19 protein-coding genes are annotated in these 16117 nt (G+C 68.3%); 8 read left to right on the top strand and 11 right to left on the bottom strand.

Going from position 1 to position 16117, the window contains the following annotated elements; genetic code table 11:
* Window positions 1-3: 3 nt before the first annotated feature.
* The 4 genes from AC1HFH_RS16930 to AC1HFH_RS16915 form a co-directional block, all read right to left on the bottom strand.
* Window positions 4-669: a trimeric intracellular cation channel family protein gene (locus AC1HFH_RS16930; RefSeq protein WP_480243754.1), complete on the bottom strand. Its 666-nt coding sequence runs from the start codon at window positions 667-669 to the stop codon at window positions 4-6.
* A gap of 63 nt (window positions 670-732) precedes the next feature.
* A complete protein-coding gene (locus AC1HFH_RS16925; protein WP_480243753.1) occupies window positions 733-1200 on the bottom strand; it encodes a nitroreductase/quinone reductase family protein in 468 nt (155 codons plus the stop codon).
* 57 nt (window positions 1201-1257) lie between these two features.
* Window positions 1258-1641 carry a limonene-1,2-epoxide hydrolase family protein gene (locus AC1HFH_RS16920; RefSeq protein ID WP_480243752.1) on the bottom strand — a complete coding sequence of 128 codons (384 nt, stop codon included), beginning with the start codon at window positions 1639-1641 and terminating at the stop codon, window positions 1258-1260.
* A gap of 55 nt (window positions 1642-1696) precedes the next feature.
* Entirely contained in the window at window positions 1697-2905 is a 1209-nt protein-coding gene (locus tag AC1HFH_RS16915) for a cytochrome P450 (protein ID WP_480243751.1), read from the bottom strand.
* A gap of 68 nt (window positions 2906-2973) precedes the next feature.
* Between AC1HFH_RS16915 and AC1HFH_RS16910 the strand changes: the two genes are divergently transcribed.
* From AC1HFH_RS16910 to AC1HFH_RS16890, 5 genes are all read left to right on the top strand, one after another.
* Entirely contained in the window at window positions 2974-3861 is an 888-nt protein-coding gene (locus tag AC1HFH_RS16910; RefSeq protein ID WP_480243750.1) for a helix-turn-helix domain-containing protein, read from the top strand.
* A gap of 286 nt (window positions 3862-4147) precedes the next feature.
* The gene (locus tag AC1HFH_RS16905) at window positions 4148-4576 is read left to right on the top strand and encodes a hypothetical protein (protein ID WP_480243749.1); all 429 of its coding nucleotides are present in this window, start codon (window positions 4148-4150) and stop codon (window positions 4574-4576) included.
* Window positions 4577-4761: 185 nt separating this feature from the next.
* On the top strand, window positions 4762-5298 hold the full coding sequence (locus AC1HFH_RS16900) for a DM13 domain-containing protein (protein WP_480243748.1): 537 nt from the start codon (window positions 4762-4764) through the stop codon (window positions 5296-5298).
* Window positions 5299-5580: 282 nt separating this feature from the next.
* The gene (locus AC1HFH_RS16895; RefSeq protein ID WP_480243747.1) at window positions 5581-5865 is read left to right on the top strand and encodes an AbrB/MazE/SpoVT family DNA-binding domain-containing protein; all 285 of its coding nucleotides are present in this window, start codon (window positions 5581-5583) and stop codon (window positions 5863-5865) included.
* Window positions 5858-6310, top strand: coding sequence for a hypothetical protein (locus AC1HFH_RS16890; protein WP_480243746.1), 453 nt, complete (start codon window positions 5858-5860; stop codon window positions 6308-6310). Before AC1HFH_RS16895 ends, AC1HFH_RS16890 begins: the two co-directional genes overlap by 8 nt.
* 74 nt (window positions 6311-6384) lie before the next feature.
* On the opposite strand, the gene AC1HFH_RS16885 is transcribed toward AC1HFH_RS16890, so the two are convergent.
* Entirely contained in the window at window positions 6385-7044 is a 660-nt protein-coding gene (locus AC1HFH_RS16885) for an Lrp/AsnC family transcriptional regulator (protein WP_480243745.1), read from the bottom strand.
* Between AC1HFH_RS16885 and AC1HFH_RS16880 the strand changes: the two genes are divergently transcribed.
* Window positions 7031-8176 (top strand): hypothetical protein, encoded by a 1146-nt coding sequence (locus tag AC1HFH_RS16880; RefSeq protein ID WP_480243744.1) that lies wholly within the window; start codon window positions 7031-7033, stop codon window positions 8174-8176. The genes AC1HFH_RS16885 and AC1HFH_RS16880 overlap by 14 nt on opposite strands.
* A 3-nt stretch (window positions 8177-8179) precedes the next feature.
* The gene (locus AC1HFH_RS16875; RefSeq protein WP_480243743.1) at window positions 8180-8806 is read left to right on the top strand and encodes an isochorismatase family protein; all 627 of its coding nucleotides are present in this window, start codon (window positions 8180-8182) and stop codon (window positions 8804-8806) included.
* On the opposite strand, the gene AC1HFH_RS16870 is transcribed toward AC1HFH_RS16875, so the two are convergent.
* From AC1HFH_RS16870 to AC1HFH_RS16850, 5 genes are all read right to left on the bottom strand, one after another.
* Entirely contained in the window at window positions 8721-9293 is a 573-nt protein-coding gene (locus tag AC1HFH_RS16870) for a TetR/AcrR family transcriptional regulator (RefSeq protein ID WP_480243742.1), read from the bottom strand. The two genes, AC1HFH_RS16875 and AC1HFH_RS16870, sit on opposite strands and share 86 nt — an antisense overlap.
* Before the next feature lie 19 nt (window positions 9294-9312).
* Window positions 9313-10812, bottom strand: coding sequence for a CotH kinase family protein (locus AC1HFH_RS16865; protein WP_480243741.1), 1500 nt, complete (start codon window positions 10810-10812; stop codon window positions 9313-9315).
* A 17-nt stretch (window positions 10813-10829) separates the two neighbouring features.
* Window positions 10830-11507 carry a DUF4956 domain-containing protein gene (locus AC1HFH_RS16860; protein ID WP_480243740.1) on the bottom strand — a complete coding sequence of 226 codons (678 nt, stop codon included), beginning with the start codon at window positions 11505-11507 and terminating at the stop codon, window positions 10830-10832.
* A complete protein-coding gene (locus AC1HFH_RS16855; protein ID WP_480243739.1) occupies window positions 11504-12406 on the bottom strand; it encodes a VTC domain-containing protein in 903 nt (300 codons plus the stop codon). The genes AC1HFH_RS16860 and AC1HFH_RS16855 overlap by 4 nt, the downstream gene beginning before the upstream one ends.
* A 236-nt stretch (window positions 12407-12642) precedes the next feature.
* Window positions 12643-13233, bottom strand: a complete 591-nt coding sequence (locus AC1HFH_RS16850; protein ID WP_480243738.1) for a TetR/AcrR family transcriptional regulator — start codon at window positions 13231-13233, stop codon at window positions 12643-12645.
* Between the two features lie 155 nt (window positions 13234-13388).
* Here AC1HFH_RS16850 and AC1HFH_RS16845 point away from each other — a divergent pair, with 155 nt between their 5' ends.
* Complete coding sequence (locus AC1HFH_RS16845; protein ID WP_480243737.1) at window positions 13389-14408, top strand: aldo/keto reductase; 1020 nt, start codon at window positions 13389-13391, stop codon at window positions 14406-14408.
* A gap of 219 nt (window positions 14409-14627) precedes the next feature.
* Here AC1HFH_RS16845 and AC1HFH_RS16840 read toward each other — a convergent pair whose 3' ends face one another.
* Window positions 14628-16094, bottom strand: coding sequence for a sensor histidine kinase (locus tag AC1HFH_RS16840; RefSeq protein ID WP_480243736.1), 1467 nt, complete (start codon window positions 16092-16094; stop codon window positions 14628-14630).
* Window positions 16095-16117: the final 23 nt, after the last annotated feature.

Here is a 16117-nt window from a genome sequence, read left to right as displayed (position 1 = left end):
CGATCATATGTGCGGCGGATCGGGATCGGCGGGAGCCGCGCCGGGCCGGTCCCGCGGCTGGGGGAGGGTCCAGCCGCGCCATTCGGCGAGCAACCGCAGGGCCGTCCCGGTGACGGTGGCCACGATCGCCCCGAGCTCCGGGTGCCCCATGTTCCACAACACCACCAGGATCGCGCTGGCGATAATGGCGCTGGTCGCATACAGGGTGTTGCCGCCGAAGATGCGCGGCGTGCGCAGGAGCACGAGATCCCGGACCAGGCCGCCGCCGACCGCGGTGATGGTGCCGAGCAGGATCGCGGGCAGCCAGCCCAGTCCCACCGCAAGGGTCTTCTGGGCTCCGGCGGCCGCCCAGCAGCCGAGCGCGGCGGCATCCATCACCAGGTAGGTGGTGTTCCAGAACCGGCCCCGGACGTGCAGCAGCAGCGCCACCACCGCACCGGCGAGGGCCAGTACCAGGTACCACGGGTCGGTGAGGGCGACCGGCGGCCCGGCCTGCAGGAGCGTGTCCCGGACCAGGCCGCCGCCTAGCCCGGAACACAGTGCCAGCGTGACGAATCCGACTGCGTCGTAGCGCTGCTGCCGGGCCAGTACGCCGCCGAGCACCGCGTTCACGAAGACACCGCTGAGGTCGAGCACCCGGAACATCTCGGAGGGGTCGAAGCTCGCCATCGCGCCATTGTCACCCGCCGGGGGCGGTCCGGACCCGGCCGACACTCGGTGCGGGACGGTTCGCTACTGCGATCCGGAGTGCGGTTCGAGCACCACGACGGGGGTCTGCGCCCCGCGGAGTCCGGCGTAGGCATCGAGGTTCTGCTCGATCTCGCGCCACCGCTGCCACAGCCGAGCCCGCTCCGATCCGGCGGCGGCACGTCCGCGCACGCTCCGGGTTCCGCCCTTCAGGTCCACGCGGGCCTCCGGATGCGCCTGAAGGTTCAGCCACCAGGCGGGTGCTCCGGCGGCCCAGCCGTTCATGGCGAGGGTGACCAGATTCGGGCCGTCCTCGAAATAGCCGAGCATCACCCCGCGTTCCCGGCCGGTGCGCCGGCCGATCGTGGTGAGCCGCAAGGTACCCCAATGGGTCCGATCCTTCGGCGCCGAGACCCCGATCCGGCCGCCGGACAGGCGATACAGTGTGCGGTGGCCCGACCAGAAGGTCCGGACCACCCAGCGCGGCGGAAGTGTCGGTTTCGGGTCGGCCATGGCAGCTCCTCTCGCAGCGATCCTAGCCTCGGCCCGGCGCCGGTGCGGTGACTCGAATCAGTCCGCTTGCAGGGCAGTCGTGATCACCGCCATATCGAAGTAGTCGCGCCAGGCGCGGATCTTCCCGTTCTCGATCTCGAAGACCCCGGCGACGGGCAGTTCGATGCGGGTGCCGGCGACGGTGAACGTGTCGGTGCGCTCGTTGAACACCGTGCAGCCGACGACGGCCTGCCGGTGGATGGTGAATTCGATGCCGCCGAAGGTTCCGATGAAGCCGTGCAGGAACTCCGTGATGGCTGCGCGGCCGGTCACCGGGGACATCGGCATGTTGTGATAAACGGCGTCGTCGGTGAAGTAACGGGCGAGATCGTCGGTGTTCGCGTCGCGCCAGCGGGCGCAGAATTCGGTGACCAGATCTTCCGGGGCGGGCACGGTCGGCATATCGGGGACCTTTCTTCGGGTGGAGCCGATGCGGCGGTCGGTTTGCTCGTCGCGGTCAGGCCGGCCATTCGACCGGTAGGGCGTTCGGGCCGCGCAGCGCCGTCCCGACCTGGCTGACGATGCGCGCTTCGGCATCTGCTCCGGGGCGCAGCCGTAGCCCGGGCAACCGTTGCAGCAGGACTCGCAACGCCGTGGTGAGCTCCGCAATCGCCAGCCAGTTGCCCGCGCAACTGTGCGGCCCTCGTCCGAAGGTGAGCATGGGCATCGCACGACGGGTGATGTCGAATTCGTCCGGCCGCTCGTACACCGCGGGATCGCGGAGCGCGGCATTGATCGAGAAGATCATCGGCGTCCGGTCCGGAATCGGGATCCCCTGCCAGGTCACCGCCTCCGGACAGGCCCGCGGCAGTAGGCCGACCGGCGGCTCCCAGCGCAGCCCCTCCCACACCGCCCACGATGTGTGCTCCGCGATATCGGATTCCAGCAGGGCCAGTTGGTCCGGATGGGTCAGCAAGGCGGACAGGATGTTCCCCAGCGCGAGCATGGTCGTGTCGGCGCCGGCCGGGAACAGCAGCCGCAGGAAGGACAGCACCTGTTCGTCGTCGAGGAATTCACCTTCCGCCGATTCGGTGACCAGCATCGAGATCAGATCGTCGCCGGGTTCGCGGCGGCGCGCGGCCAGGATCGGGGCGGCGTAGTCGGTGAACTCGCGGGAGGCGCGCATCGCGGCCTCGGGGTCCAGCGGGAAATAGAACAGGTCGTGTGCCCATCGGTGCACGGTCGCCGCATCCTGGACCGGCAGCCCGAGTAGCCGGCTGATCACCAGCACGGGGTATTGCGTGGTGAACTCGGCCACCAGATCGGCGCTGCTGCGACCCCGGAATCGGTCGATCAACTCGTGCGCGAGCGGTTCGAGCAACGGCTCGACATAGTCGGCGACCCGATTCCGGCGAAAGGGCGGTGTTGCCACCCCGCGGGCCACCCGATGCTCGGTGCCCGCCATGCACTGCAATGTCTTGCCGAGCACCGGTCCGGTGGTCATCGAGTAGATCGCCGCGGCGGGGAAGGTCGGCTCGTCCTTGAACGCCGCGCCGACCAGTTCGTCGGTCAGCAGCAGCACCGCACGGACTCCGGCGAACGGGACGACCGCGTACCCCCGCCGCGAGCGGAGTTCGGCCAGGGTCGCATGCAGGTCGGGGATGTCGTCGAAGGCGAAGTCGAAACCTTCGATATCGGCGGTGTCGAGCAGGGTACCGGCAGTCATCGATGCTCCAATACAGATATTCGTACCGTAGTATCCGGATATCAGGCTCGAAGACTGTAGGAGCAGCAATGCCGTCTGGCAAGGGTCGTCTCGACGGGGCATCACCGCCGACGCAGCGGGTCATGGCCGTGGTGGAGTTGCTCGCCGCCGCGGACCGCCCGCAGCCGAGCGCCCGGATCGCCGACGACCTCGGTGCGAGCCGATCCACCATCGGCACGGTGCTGGCGGCCCTGGAGGCCCGGGAATGGGTGCGTCGGCGCCCCGACCTCACCTACGAACTGGGCCCTGCACTGGACCACATCGCCGAGCTGGAGCGCCGCAAGCGCACCGTCGGGGATCCACTGCAGATCGCGTTGCGGCAACTGGCTCGCCGAGTCGGGTGCGGTGTCGCCCTGTTGCGGATCGACGGCGAGCAGATCCGATTCGTCGAGGTCGTCGCCAGCCGTGGGCGCATTCCGGCCGGGATCGCCGCGGGGACCCGGTTGCCGCTGGTGCCACCGGCCGCGGCGACACTCATCGCCCACTCCGGGAACACCGCCCAGCAACGTTGGCTGGCCGCCGCCGAACCGGCCGAAGCCGACCGGATGCGGGCCCTGCTGACCGATATCCGGACGGCCGGCGCCGCCGTCTGGGGCGTCGACGCCCGCAGCGCCACCACCCTCGATGTCCTCGCCGATGTCGTCGAGCACCTGGATCGCGACCCGGCCAGCCGGCCGCTGCGCGAGCGGGTCCTCGCCCTGCTGGGCACCATCAGCGGAAACCCTTACCGCCCTGACGAACTCGCGCAGGACGTCCCGTTGCCGATCAGCTATCTGTCCGCGCCGGTACTGAACGAGACCGGCGTACCCCTCGCCGAACTCCTCATCGGTCCGTTGCAATCCGCGGTACCCCGGGCGGAACGCGACGAATACCTGACCGCACTGACCGACGCAGCGAACCACCTTCCGCTGCAGTGAAATAGTCGTATCGAGGTAGGCCGGAACGCGCGGACAGCCTCGGTACCAGTGGCCTCGGACCAGTACCGGACGTGGGCCGATCGAACCCTACGGCGCCGCACCGCGCCGTAGCTGGGATGACTCGATCGCCTCGGAAGCCGCTGCCAGGGGCAGGTGCGGGCCGGTCCGGCGGTCCGCTGCCGGAAGGCGGGGTGGCGGCTGCCGTCGACGGCTCGCATTCGGTGCGGCGATCGTCCCTATATGAGACCCTCGGGGGGGTCGGGCCGAGACGAACAGGGGTGGCGGAATGCGTACTGCGGTGCAACGGGTCGGATTGGCGATCATCGGCGCGGCTGCCGGAACTGCCACGGTGTTCCCGGTGCCGAACGCGGTCGCGGACGTGACCGGGGTCGGGGTGGCCGTCGGGCCGGAAGGACTCCGCACGGGGTGCACCTACACGGTCACCGCAACGGTCGACGAACCGCCGTCCGTCGGCGGGGAGATCACGATCATCATCAGCGGCGGGCAGGTACCGGGTAACGGCGAACGCCTCGGGCACGCCGTCTACCGCGGGGACGGAACGGCCACCTTCGAGTGGACGCCGACCTATCCGGGCCGCCAGAACCTCACGGCGCAGCAGTTCCGGCCCGGCCGGTACACGTCATCGGCCTATATCGAGGTCGACGTGGTGGGCAGCGGCCTGAACACCGGGAGTTCGTGTCTGCCGCTGCCCTGAATCTCGTCCTACCCCGCACCTGCTGGTGTACGAGCGAGGCCCGGCTATCCGGGATTCGCGATTCGGGGTAGCCGGAGCGGCGGGCAAATCGTGACGGATGTATGACGCCGATCGCCGACCGGCGGCGAACCGGCTGCCGGTGCCGTTGAATCGATGTCGAACAGTTCGACGACATCGGAGGCGGTATGGAGACGGTGGGCAGGATCGTGCGGTCGCCCGTGACCTGGGTGCTGGGGCTGATCGTGGTGATCGCAGCGGGATTCGGCCTCGCCTACACCCAGCCGTGGCGGTTGTTCACCGATACGACCGTGATCGAGGCGGCACCGACCGCGGCCGCACCGGGGCCGACCGGGGCTCCGGTACCGGAGCCCGTCACGCTCGCGACCGGGTCGTTCATCTCGCACGAGCACGACACCTCGGGCACCGTGTCGATCCTGCAGCTGGGTGACGGCCGGCGAGTGCTGCGACTCGAGGACCTGGACACCTCCGATGGTCCGGCCCTGTTCGTCTGGCTCACCGACGCGCCGGTCCTGCCCGGCCGGGACGGCTGGGGCGTCTTCGACGACGGTGCGTACGTGAACCTCGGCAATCTCAAGGGCAACAAGGGGAACCAGAACTACGACATCCCCGCGGACCTGGATCTGTCGGAGCTGACCAGCGTCTCCATCTGGTGTGACCGATTCGACGTGTCCTTCGGTGCCGCCGAACTCACCGCGGTGTGACCGCGTTCGGCGCCGGAGCCCGAGTACGGCGGCGTTTCCGGTCGCGATTCCGCCGGACGCCGCCACCCCGGGGCGCCGGGACCCAGCGCCGACTGCCGCAGCACCAACACCGCACCCGGCCCGGGGGAGGCGACCGCCGCCGCCCAGACGCCGAGTAGGGCAAGGTAGCCCCGGGGCCGCATGGCAGTGGTCATGGCACCCGCGCGGCCGGTGGTCGACCCGGACATGAAATACACGTAATATCGTGTGGAGCATGGAGTCGGAAGCACGGAGGGTGGTCCGATGGGTGAGGAGGCTGCCGCCTCGTACGGTCCGGGTGGGCGCGGGTTTTACGGTGCAGTAACGGTCAGTGAACGTGGCCAGATCTCGATTCCGGCACAGGCCCGCCGTGACCACGGGATCGAGGCCGGTGACAAGCTGCTGGTGCTGGGGGACCCGGAACAAGGGCTGGCCTTGATGAAGCTCGAGGTGCTGATGCGGAATCTGCAGGGCTCCTCCGAGTTGCTGCAGCAGATCCTGCGGCATTCGCATGCCGAGCGGGGGCGAGAAGAGGCCGGCGATGAATGACACGATGTCCGCGACCCGGCGCGCGACGCCCTGGCACCTGTGGGTGGTCGGCATCCTGTTTCTGCTGCTGAACCTCGGCGGCGTCTACGACCAGGTGATGGCGCTCGGCGAGAACGCAGACTACTTCCGGTCCCAGAACTACACCGCCGACCAGATCCGGTACTTCACCGACTATCCGATCGTTCCGGCGATCTTCTGGACCATCGGTGTCTGGGGTGGACTGCTCGCAGCACTACTGCTGCTGTTGCGCACTCGGTGGGTCGTACCGATAGCGGTCGGTGCGCTCCTGGGGCAGGTGGTATTGGATGTACTCACCTTCGGCTACCGCGACCGCTGGCAGTTGCTCGGACCGAACTTGGCCTTGTTCGACCTCGGGGTGCTGATGGTGACGCTCGGATTCGTGGTCTATGCCCGGTGGTCCGCGTCCGCGGGGATTCTGCGCTGAGGTTCCGATCGTCGGCCGGCCGCGACGGAGTGCCGCGGCCGGGGACGTCGGCAGTGGTTCCGCGGGGCGAAGATCTATGGGTTCGGCCAGCCGGTCGGGTCGTGGATCGGGCGGTCGACATCGATCGGGCGGACCGGTCGGGCCTCGTACGGGGTGGACAGCACGATGTGGGTTTCGATTGTGCCGTGTTCGCCGATCCTCTCGATCAATCCCTCGAAATGCTGCAGTGACGTGGCCCGGACTTTGACCAGCGTGCACAACGCGCCGCTCAGCCGGTTCACCTCGACGATCTCCGGGAAATCCTCCGCAGTAGCGGTTTTCAGCATGCACCTGCCGAGTGAACAGCGGAGCTGTATGAACGCCGACACCGGTTGCCCGGTATGGGCGGGATCCACCCGCGCCTCGTAGCCGGTGATCACGCCGGACTCCTCGAGCCGGCGCACCCGGTCGGACACTGCGGGTGGGGAGAGATGAACCCGGCGAGCCAGTTGGTTGTACGACAGCCTGCCGTCGGCCTGCAACTCCGCGAGGATCTGCCAGTCGACCGCGTCCAGCTCTCTGTTCGAATGCAAACCGAAACCTCCTGAATTCCTCGCGATCGGCAACCGGATGCCGCGAATCTCCTTCGAAATCCTATTCTGTGTGCGAAATTCGCCTTCTAGTGTTCTACACATGTCCGAAATGGCAACGTGCGCAACGGGAACCGAGCGACGTACGTTGATGTCGCTGTTCATCGGCGCTGCTGCGATGAGCCTGGCCATGGTGATGGCCGGCACGATGGGGACGCTGGTGGCCGCCGATGCGCTGGGGCCGGGATTGGCCGGGCTGCCGAATGCTGCCGGTGTGCTCGGCACGGCCGGTGGGGCGGCGGTGCTGGCGCGCCGGATGGTCCGGCGGGGGCGGCGAGCAGGCCTGGCCGCCGGGTATCTGACCGCGGTGGCCGGTGGTGTGCTGCTGGTGTTGTCGGTCGTGTCGGTGTGGCTGTTGGTGGCGGGGATGGTGTTGCTCGGTGTCGGCAACGCTGCGGCACAGTTGTCCAGGTACGCTGCCGCCGAACTCGGTGCCAGGCGCTCCGGAACGGCGCTGGCAGTGGTGGTATGGGCAGCCACCCTGGGGGCGGTAGGCGGACCGCTGCTGCTGATGCCGCTGTCGGCGGCGGCGCATGCAGCCGGTGCCGAGGTGGCCACGGCAGTCTTTCTGCCGGCGACGGTGGCCGCCGTGCTCGCGGCGGGCGCAGCGAGGGCTGTGCATCTCGATGCCGCCCCCTGGCCTCCGCCGGGTCCGGCCCGGATGCGACCGTGCCGATCGGCGCTGACGACGCTGGTGGTTGCGCAGCTGGTGATGGCCGCCATCATGACCGCGGCGCCGTTGTCGATGCATCGAGACGGGCACGGGTTGGATTCCATCGGCCCACTGATATCTGCGCACACGCTGGGCATGTTCGCTCTGGCACCTCTGGCCGGGTTGCTCTGTGACCGGTTCGGCGGCCGAGTCCTCGGCATGGTGGGCCTGGCGACATCGGCGGGATCGGTGGTCGGAGCCGGCCTGGTGAATACCACCGCGGGTTTCCCGTTCGCCCTGATCCTGTTCCTGCTCGGCTTCGGCTGGAACCTCGCCCACATCGGCGCGAGCGATCAGATCGCGGGCAGTCTGCCCGCGATCGAACAGATGCGCTGGGAGGGTGCCGTCGAAGCCCGGGTCTGGGGCGGATCCGTGCTGGCCACCATGGGGTCCACGCTGGGGTTTGCTGCCGGCGGGTACCGGCTGCTGATGGCGGTTTCGCTGGCGGCCCTGGCCGTTCCGGTAGCCGCCCTGATACGTGAGTCCCGCATCGGGCGAGAGCATGCGAATTCGATCGAGAGGTAGCGAATGCACGACATGTCCGCGTTGACCGCAGAGAATTCTGCGCTGCTGCTGGTGGATCAGCAGGATGCCTTGTTGTCCGGCGTCTTGGACATCACCGACGGCGAACTCGGCCGCAACATTGTGGATTCGGCGGTGGCGGCGGTCCGGCTGGGCGTGCCGGTGGTGTCGACGATGCGATCCGCCTCATCGTTCGGCAACCTGCTTCCGTCGCTCGTCGCGGCACTGCCCGATTCCGACGCCATCGACCGGAACACGGTGAATGCCTGGTACGACGATCGGGTCCGCGCGGCCGTTCGGGCGACCGGCCGGGAAAAGATCCTCGTCGCCGGGGCGGTACTCGAAGATATCGCGGCACCTGCGGCGCTGGCCCTGCACGCTGCGGGTTTCGACACCTACGTCGCCGCCGATGCGTGTGGTACCCGGTCACATCGCGGACACGAGTCGGGGCTGCGGCAACTGTGGAGCGCGGGGGTCACCGTCAGCGATCATGCGTCCCTGTTCGTGCGGATGCTGGCCGGCGTCACCACCCCGATGCCGGTTCCGGTTACGACCGCCGCACGCTGCGACAGAAGATGTCGAGCCGGTCGTCGCGGAACCCCGGACGCAACCGTCCCCGCCGTTCCAGCATGACCAGGCCGTGCAGGGCGCTCCAGCAGGTCTCGGCGAAGGTTTCCGCATCGGCCCCGTCGGCGAACGGCTCGAAGGTGGCCGCGAGTTCGGCGAACGCGTCCCGAAGCGCTTCCGGCGCACCGGGGCCGAAGACCAGGTCGGTGTCCAGCACGAAAATGGCTTCGTAGAGGGCGGGTTCGGCGGCGGCGAATGCCACGTAGGCGGCGGTGACCGCGGTGAGCGCCGCGTCCCGGTCCGCTGCTGCGGTCCGGGCCCGGCGGAGCGCGACGGCGAGTTCCGCGCACCCCTGCTCGGCCACCGCGCCGACGATCGCGCTCTTACCGGCGAAGTGGCTGTAGAGCACCGGCTGGCTGTACTCGATCCGGTCGGCCAGCTTCCGGACGGTGACCGCATCCCAGCCCTCGTTCTCGGCCAGTTCCCGGGCGGTGTCGACGATCAGCCGATGCCGCTCGGCACGTTCCCGCGCCCGCCTCGACTGAATGCTCATGATCGTCAGACTAGCATTGCTAGTCTCCGGTGATCGTCTCGTCCTCGGCAAGGGCGCCGGTGCGTTCCGAGACCAGGCGTCCCAGCCGATCTGCCGCGTCCGCGACGGCGGAAGCGTCGGTGCCGTCGGTGACGGGGACCGTGGCGGCGATTTCGGCGACCAGGTCGGTCATCCGGCCGGTAGCGAAGAACTCCTGGTACAGCTCGCGGTACGCATCCTCGTACTGTTCCCGGAATGCCTCGGAGGCGAGGAACCGGTCCTTCAGTTCGTTCCCCATCCGGGGCTGCCCGGACCTATCGCCCCCGCCCGGAGCGGCCTGCCCGTCCGGCGCGATGCCCGTCGTCGGCCCGAGTTCATCGCGTGCTCCCACGGTCGATGTGCTGGTCAATGCGAGGTTCAGGTCCCAGGACACGATCGAGAACCTGCCGGTGTCCAGGTCGTACCAGAGGTAGTAGTTGGTGCCGGGGCCACCCATATCGTCGAAGTTGACCAGGAGATTCTGGGTGGCGAGATACCGAGCCAGGGACTCGGTGTCGAACCAGTCGGCGAGTTCCGCGTCGAATGTGGCGTCGTCGGCTCCGTCCAGCCATTCGAGGAACGAGATGAGTGGCTGCAGGTCCTTCGCCCCGGCACCGTTGATCTGTTCGAAGTCCGTCGTGTAGGCGGTCTGGTCGTCGCCGCGATAACGGAGTTCCGAACCGGCCCGGGACTTGTACAGCACCCCGTTGCCATCGAACAGGGATTGCGCATACTGCTCGTCCGGATGCTCCAGTATGAGCCGGGTTCGGGTATCCGAGTCGTTCACCGAATAGGCCACATAGCCGTACCGTTGACTCTCCTGCCCGGATTCGGCTGTGAATTCCAGCGCCACCGCTTCGTTCAACACCGGTGACCCGGGACGGAGCGAGAGTTCGGTCATTCCCTGATAGGCCCGGCCCGCGACGTGGCGGTCGAAACTCAGCAGCAGTGGCAGGCTCGCCGGATCGTCGGCGTCGAGTGAGACGATACCGGGCGGACCACCGCCCGTTCCGCCGGCAGGTGCCTGGCGAGGGCCGGTCGTTGCACTGCTACCCGGCATGCCGGTCCGATCATCGCCCGTGCGCAGACTCCGCAGCGTCGAATTGCCTTTCAAGCGGACGGCGACATCGGTGAGGGTGGTCCCGTCGACGGTGACGGTCGCGGTCACCCAGGTCTTCTCGCCGTTGTCGAGGTAGCTGTCCAGCAGGTCCCGGTACTCGGCGGGATCGATGTCGACCGAGATCTCATGGTCCACTTCCGGATCGAACAGATCGACCGTACCGGTGACGTTCTCGGTGATCGTCGAAGTGATCAGCGCGGTGTCGCTCGTGTAATAGGGCCGCACCCGGGCCGTGCCGAATACGGTGGCCGTCGCGAGGACGAACGCCGCGAATACTGCCAGGACCTTCCAGTGCTGTCGCAGCGACCGGGGCAGGCGGTGCCGCCACCGCGGCGCCGCGCCGGTGCCCGGTCGGTCGGGGTCGTCGGATGGCACCGTCATGGGGGTCTCCTGCACGGTCAGATGTCGGTCTGGTCGTAGCCGGTCAGGACGGTGACCTTCTGACCCGAATTGATTCCGCTCAGTTCGTCGATCACCTGGCCCGAAGTGACCTTCGGTTTCAGCCGGGCGCTGTAGTAGAGCTCGTTGAGCGCACCCGATCGCACGGTCTCGGTGCTCACCAGATCGAATTCGCTGCAGGTGGCGATCAGGACGTCTTCGACGCGGGCGAGATATCCCGGGTCGGGTGGCACCTGCACCTTGATCACCTGACGTCGGATATCGAGCTTGTACCAGTCGAATCGGTACATGATCACCAGCACCAGGCCGATGGCGACGGTGGCGGCGACGGCCAGGGTGTAGAACCGGGTGCCGGTGGTCATGCCGATGGCCATCACCAGGAAGATGAACCCGACATCACGGGTTTCCTTGATGGCATTCCGGAACCGGATCACCGACAGCGCGCCGACCAGTGCGAACGCACGAGCGATATTGGACCCCACCACCAGCATGATCAGGCTGGTGATCATCCCGACCAGTACCAGCGTCTGCACATAGGACTGGCTGTAGGAGACATTGCGGTGCGTGCGCTTGTAGACGTAGCCGATGACCGCCGAAAGTACGAAGGCCAGCGATAACGACACCACGATGTCGAATGCGGTGAAGGTGCCGGACAGGTCCTGGAAGTCGATGGTCATGCGGGAACTCCCTGCGGGTGATTCGAATGCCCGCGGCCGGGCCGAGCTGCTGAGAAGTCGATCGGGGCACGCGGATTCACCGGTTCGTCCACGGCGTGGTAGCGGGATCGTGGGGCCAGGTCGTAGGCCTGCACGCTCTGGCAATACTTGGAGATCCGGACCACCGACATGTCCAGTCGGGCGGTCAGATCGGTGATCCAGTACGGCACCCGCTCGTTGGCCTTGATCTCCACGATCGCCAGATGCGGCGGAACCGTGAACCGGTTCTCCGAACGCATTCGCAGATCGAGATCACGGTCCCGGCCGTGGATTCGGTGATCGATGGTGGCCCGCAGGCCCAGATCGGCGTCCCGGCCGACGAACGCCTCGCGCAGGTAGCCGGTGGTGACGATGGGGCGCAGCTCGAGCGTGCGCACCAGTTCGGTCACTTCGTTCGCGAATACCCCGCTCCGGCCGTCGATGTCGTGCTCGAACCGGCCGGTGCAGAGCCGCCGGGCGGTGCGGTAGGGCAGCTGGATCCGCCGCTTCTGGGTCACCCGATTGACACGCTGCTTGATCTCGACGTATACCGGTGTCGCGTCGGTGACCGTTTCCGGAGCGCCGTACCCCCGGATCCGCAGTTTGCGGCGGAACTTCAGGCCCTCGATCTTCTCCCGGTAGAAACGCAGGTCCGCAGTGTCGTAGTAGACGCTGGTCACGGGATAGCCACCGGCCGGGCTGTGCGCATCACCGTCCATGTGGTTCGCGAGGGCTTCCCGCAGTCGCGGGATATGTCGTTCCTCGGCAAGGTATTTGATCTCGTACCGGTTGAACGCGTGTAGTGCGCTCACCGTCCGGGTCGCGGCGAACCCGGCCTCGCGGGCGGCGCCGGCGGCCGGTCGTGGTGCGAACAGGCTCATACGCTCCTCACTCCGTTGTCGGGACCTCCTCGAGGGCGCAGCGGTGGCGCGCACCGGCCGTCGCCTCGTGTTCATCGAGTGGTCATGTTCCAGACAACCGGAGCAAGCTCCGATGCCGCTGCGGAGAACCTGGCAGCCGGCTGGGAACCCGGGGACGATGTTCCCGAGGCCGGTTCCCCTACCGCGCAGCGGACCGCTGCATGCGGCGCACCGGGTTCCGGCCGGGACGGATCCGGCTAGCGCGGTCGGCGCAGTCCGGCGATGAGGAGGCCGACCAGCCGGCGGGCGTTGTAGCGGGGATCGCTGTCGGCGCCGATGCAGAGGTTCCCGACGCCGCGCATGAGCTCGTAGGCATCGATAGCGGAGTCGATTTCGCCGGCGGCGGCCGCGGCGTCGAGTAGTTGGGTGCAGGCGGGCACCAGGCGGTCGAGGAAATAGGTGTGCAAGGTGTCGAAGCCGGCGTTGTCGGATTGCAGCACGGCGGCGAGCCCGTGTTTGGTGACCAGGAAATCGACGAAGAGGTCGATCCATTGCGCCAGTGCGGCGTAGGGGGTTTCGCTGGTGCTCAGCAGGTCCGGGCCGGCCTCGGCGCAGGCGTCGACCTGGTGCCGGTAGACGGCGATGATGAGATCCGACCGGGTGGGGAAGTGGCGGTAGATCGTGCCCAGCCCGACGCCGGCCTCGGCCGCGATATCACGCACCGGAGCGTCGACGCCGGACGTGACGAAGACTGCCGCGGCCGCATCGAGCAGGGCCTCCTTGTTACGCCGGGCGTCCTTCCGCTTGGGCTGGGCTGCCGGTCCCGCGCTCCCGTCCGTGTCTTTCATCGCACCACTCCTTCGCTACCGGGGTTGCCAAAGTGGAACGTTGTTCCGTATTGTTACTGGAACCACGTTCCGCTTTCTCATGATGGCAGAGCGGGGACCGGCAACCAAGCCACGTATTCCCACCGACGCTGCACCCGTAATGGAGGAACACAGTTATGCAGTACCGCACCTTGGGCCGTACCGGCGTGCAGGTCAGCGCGCTCACGCTCGGCGCGATGAACTTCGGCAAGATCGGCCGCACGACCCAGGACGAGGTGGACGCCATCGTCGGCGCCGCTCTCGACGCCGGGATCAACGTCATCGACACCGCCGACGCATACAGCAACGGCGAATCCGAGGAGATGGTCGGTAAGGCGGTCGCCGGCCGCCGGGACGACATCGTGCTGGCCACGAAGGCGAGCCTGCCCATGGGCGACGAACGCAACCGGCAGGGCAGTTCGCGTCGCTGGCTGGTCACCGAGCTGGACAACAGTCTGCGCCGGCTCGGCGTCGACCATGTCGACCTCTACCAGATCCACCGATGGGACCCGAACACCAGCGACGAAGAGACGCTGTCCACGCTGACCGACCTGCAGCGCGCGGGCAAGATCCGCTATTTCGGCTCCTCGACCTTCCCCGCGTACCGGATCGTGCAGGCCCAGTGGGCCGCCCGCGAGCACCACCTGGGCCGCTATGTCACCGAACAGCCCAGCTATTCGATCCTGCAACGAGGAATCGAGACCCACGTCCTGCCCGTGACCGAGGAATACGGGCTCGGTGTGCTGGTGTGGAGCCCGCTGTCCTCGGGCTGGCTGTCCGGCGCGATCCGCGCGGGCCGGGAAGTCACCACCAACCGTTCGACGTTCATGCCGGAGCGCTTCGACACCACCCTGCCCGCCAACCGGGCCAGGCTGGATGCCGTCGAGCAACTGGCCGAGGTCGCCGACCGGGCCGGTCTCACGCTGATCCAGCTCGCGCTCGGCTTCGTGACCGCGCACCCCGCCGTGACCAGTGCGATCATCGGCCCCCGCACACTGGACCACCTGCATTCGCAGCTCGCCGCCGCGGACACCGTGCTCTCGGCCGATGTACTCGACGCGATCGACGCAATCGTCGCCCCCGGCACCGACCTCGCCGCACACGAGAAGCACGACACCCCGCCCGCACTGCTCGATCCGTCACTGCGGCGCCGCTGAACCCCGAGGGGCGGGTCCACATGCGCTCCGGAACTCCCGTCCATCCCCGACGGCGGGAATTACGGGCGGCGCCATGCGGCGCCCGGTGGGAGATCTGCCGGGCAGCCGAATCGCCGGCGACCGCGTCGACTTCGACCGGCTTCCCGAACCGCTCATCGCTGTCGTCCGCCACCTCGCAACAGCGGGTTTCGTGGAACCGGCCGCGTGGGGGCCACGCACTCAGGTGTCCCTGGCAGGGCGCCGGGGCAGGAACACGGTGAACGTCGCACCGGACCCCGGCGTGCTGGTCACGCCGACCCGGCCGCCGTGCGCGGTGACCAGGGCCTCGACGATGGACAACCCGAGTCCGCTGCCGCCGCTGGCCCGCGTGCGGGAGGTATCGGTGCGGTAGAACCGTTCGAATACCCGGTCGGCGGCCGCCGCAGGCAGTCCCGGTCCCGTATCGATGACGTCGATACGGACCTCGTCCGCGGCCGGTGTCAGGCGCACGGTCACCGGGGTGCCGGGGGGAGTGTGGGTGAGCGCATTGCCGAGCAGGTTGGCGAGCACCTGCTGCAGTCGGGCCGGGTCGCCGAGCACCTCGTAGGTGCCGGTCCCGGCTGCCACTTCGAGGTCGATCGGGCGGGCGGGCGCCTGCTGCCCGGCCGCGGCGGCCCGGGCATTGTGGACGGCGTCACCGGCCGACGTCAGGAGATCCACCGGCTGCAGCTGCAGGGGCCGTTCGGCATCCATCCGGGCGAGCATCAGCAGATCGTCGACCAGGGTGCTCATCCGTTCGGCCTCGGTCTCGATCCGGTGCAGTACCGCATCCGGATCGCGGTGGGCGCCCTGGCGGTAGAGTTCGGCGAAACCGCGAATGCTGGTGAGCGGGGTGCGCAGTTCGTGACTGGCGTCGGCGACGAAGCGGCGCATGGTTTCCTCCGAGGCGCGGGCGGCCGCCTCGGACTGTTCGGTGGCCGCGACGCCGCGCTGGATCTGCGCCAGCATGGCGTTCACGGAACGGGCCAGGTGATCGACCTCGGTGTGCACCCCCCGTACCGGCACCCGGTGGTGCAGGTCGCCGCCGGCGATCGCGGCGGCGGTCTGTTCGACCTGCAGCAGCGACCGCAGGCTGCGGCGCACCACGAAATAGCCGGCGAACCCCAGCAGCGTCAGCACCACCGCACCGACCGCGAACTGGAACCGGGCCAGTGCGGTCACCGTCGCGGCGTCGTCGTCGACGGGCAGTCCGATCGTCGTCGACCCGTATTCGTTGGTGGTGGTCAGCACGCGCCACTGCACCGGCGCACCACCGGTGGAACCGACGGTGGCCTGTTCGCCGGCGACCACCCCCGACAGATCCGGGGTGGCCCGGATACCGTCGGCCTCGCCCGGCAGTTCGGAGTACACCTGGCCGTCCGGGCCGGTCCGGAGCTCGTAGAACCGGACCGGCTGATCGCCGGCGGAGGGGCGCGGCGGCGGTGGTGCGGGGCGATCCACCGGAACCCAGCGCAGGGTGCCGTCGGCGTCGGCCACCTGCTTCATCGGGCGCGGTTCCGCCCAGGTTGCCGCACCGTCGCGCAGCTGCTGGTCGGTGCGTTCGGTCAGGGAGCGCGACAGCGCCGAGGTCACGGTGACCCCGGAGACCGCCAGTGCGGCGGCCGCCAGTGTGACCAGAACGACCACCAACCCGATGCGCAAGGGCACCGCCGACACCCATCGCCCGGCCG

The sequence above is a fragment of the Nocardia sp. KT25-26 genome (assembly GCF_056627695.1).
Note: the sequence above shows the minus strand (reverse complement) of the source record. Positions and strands in the feature narration are given on the sequence as shown.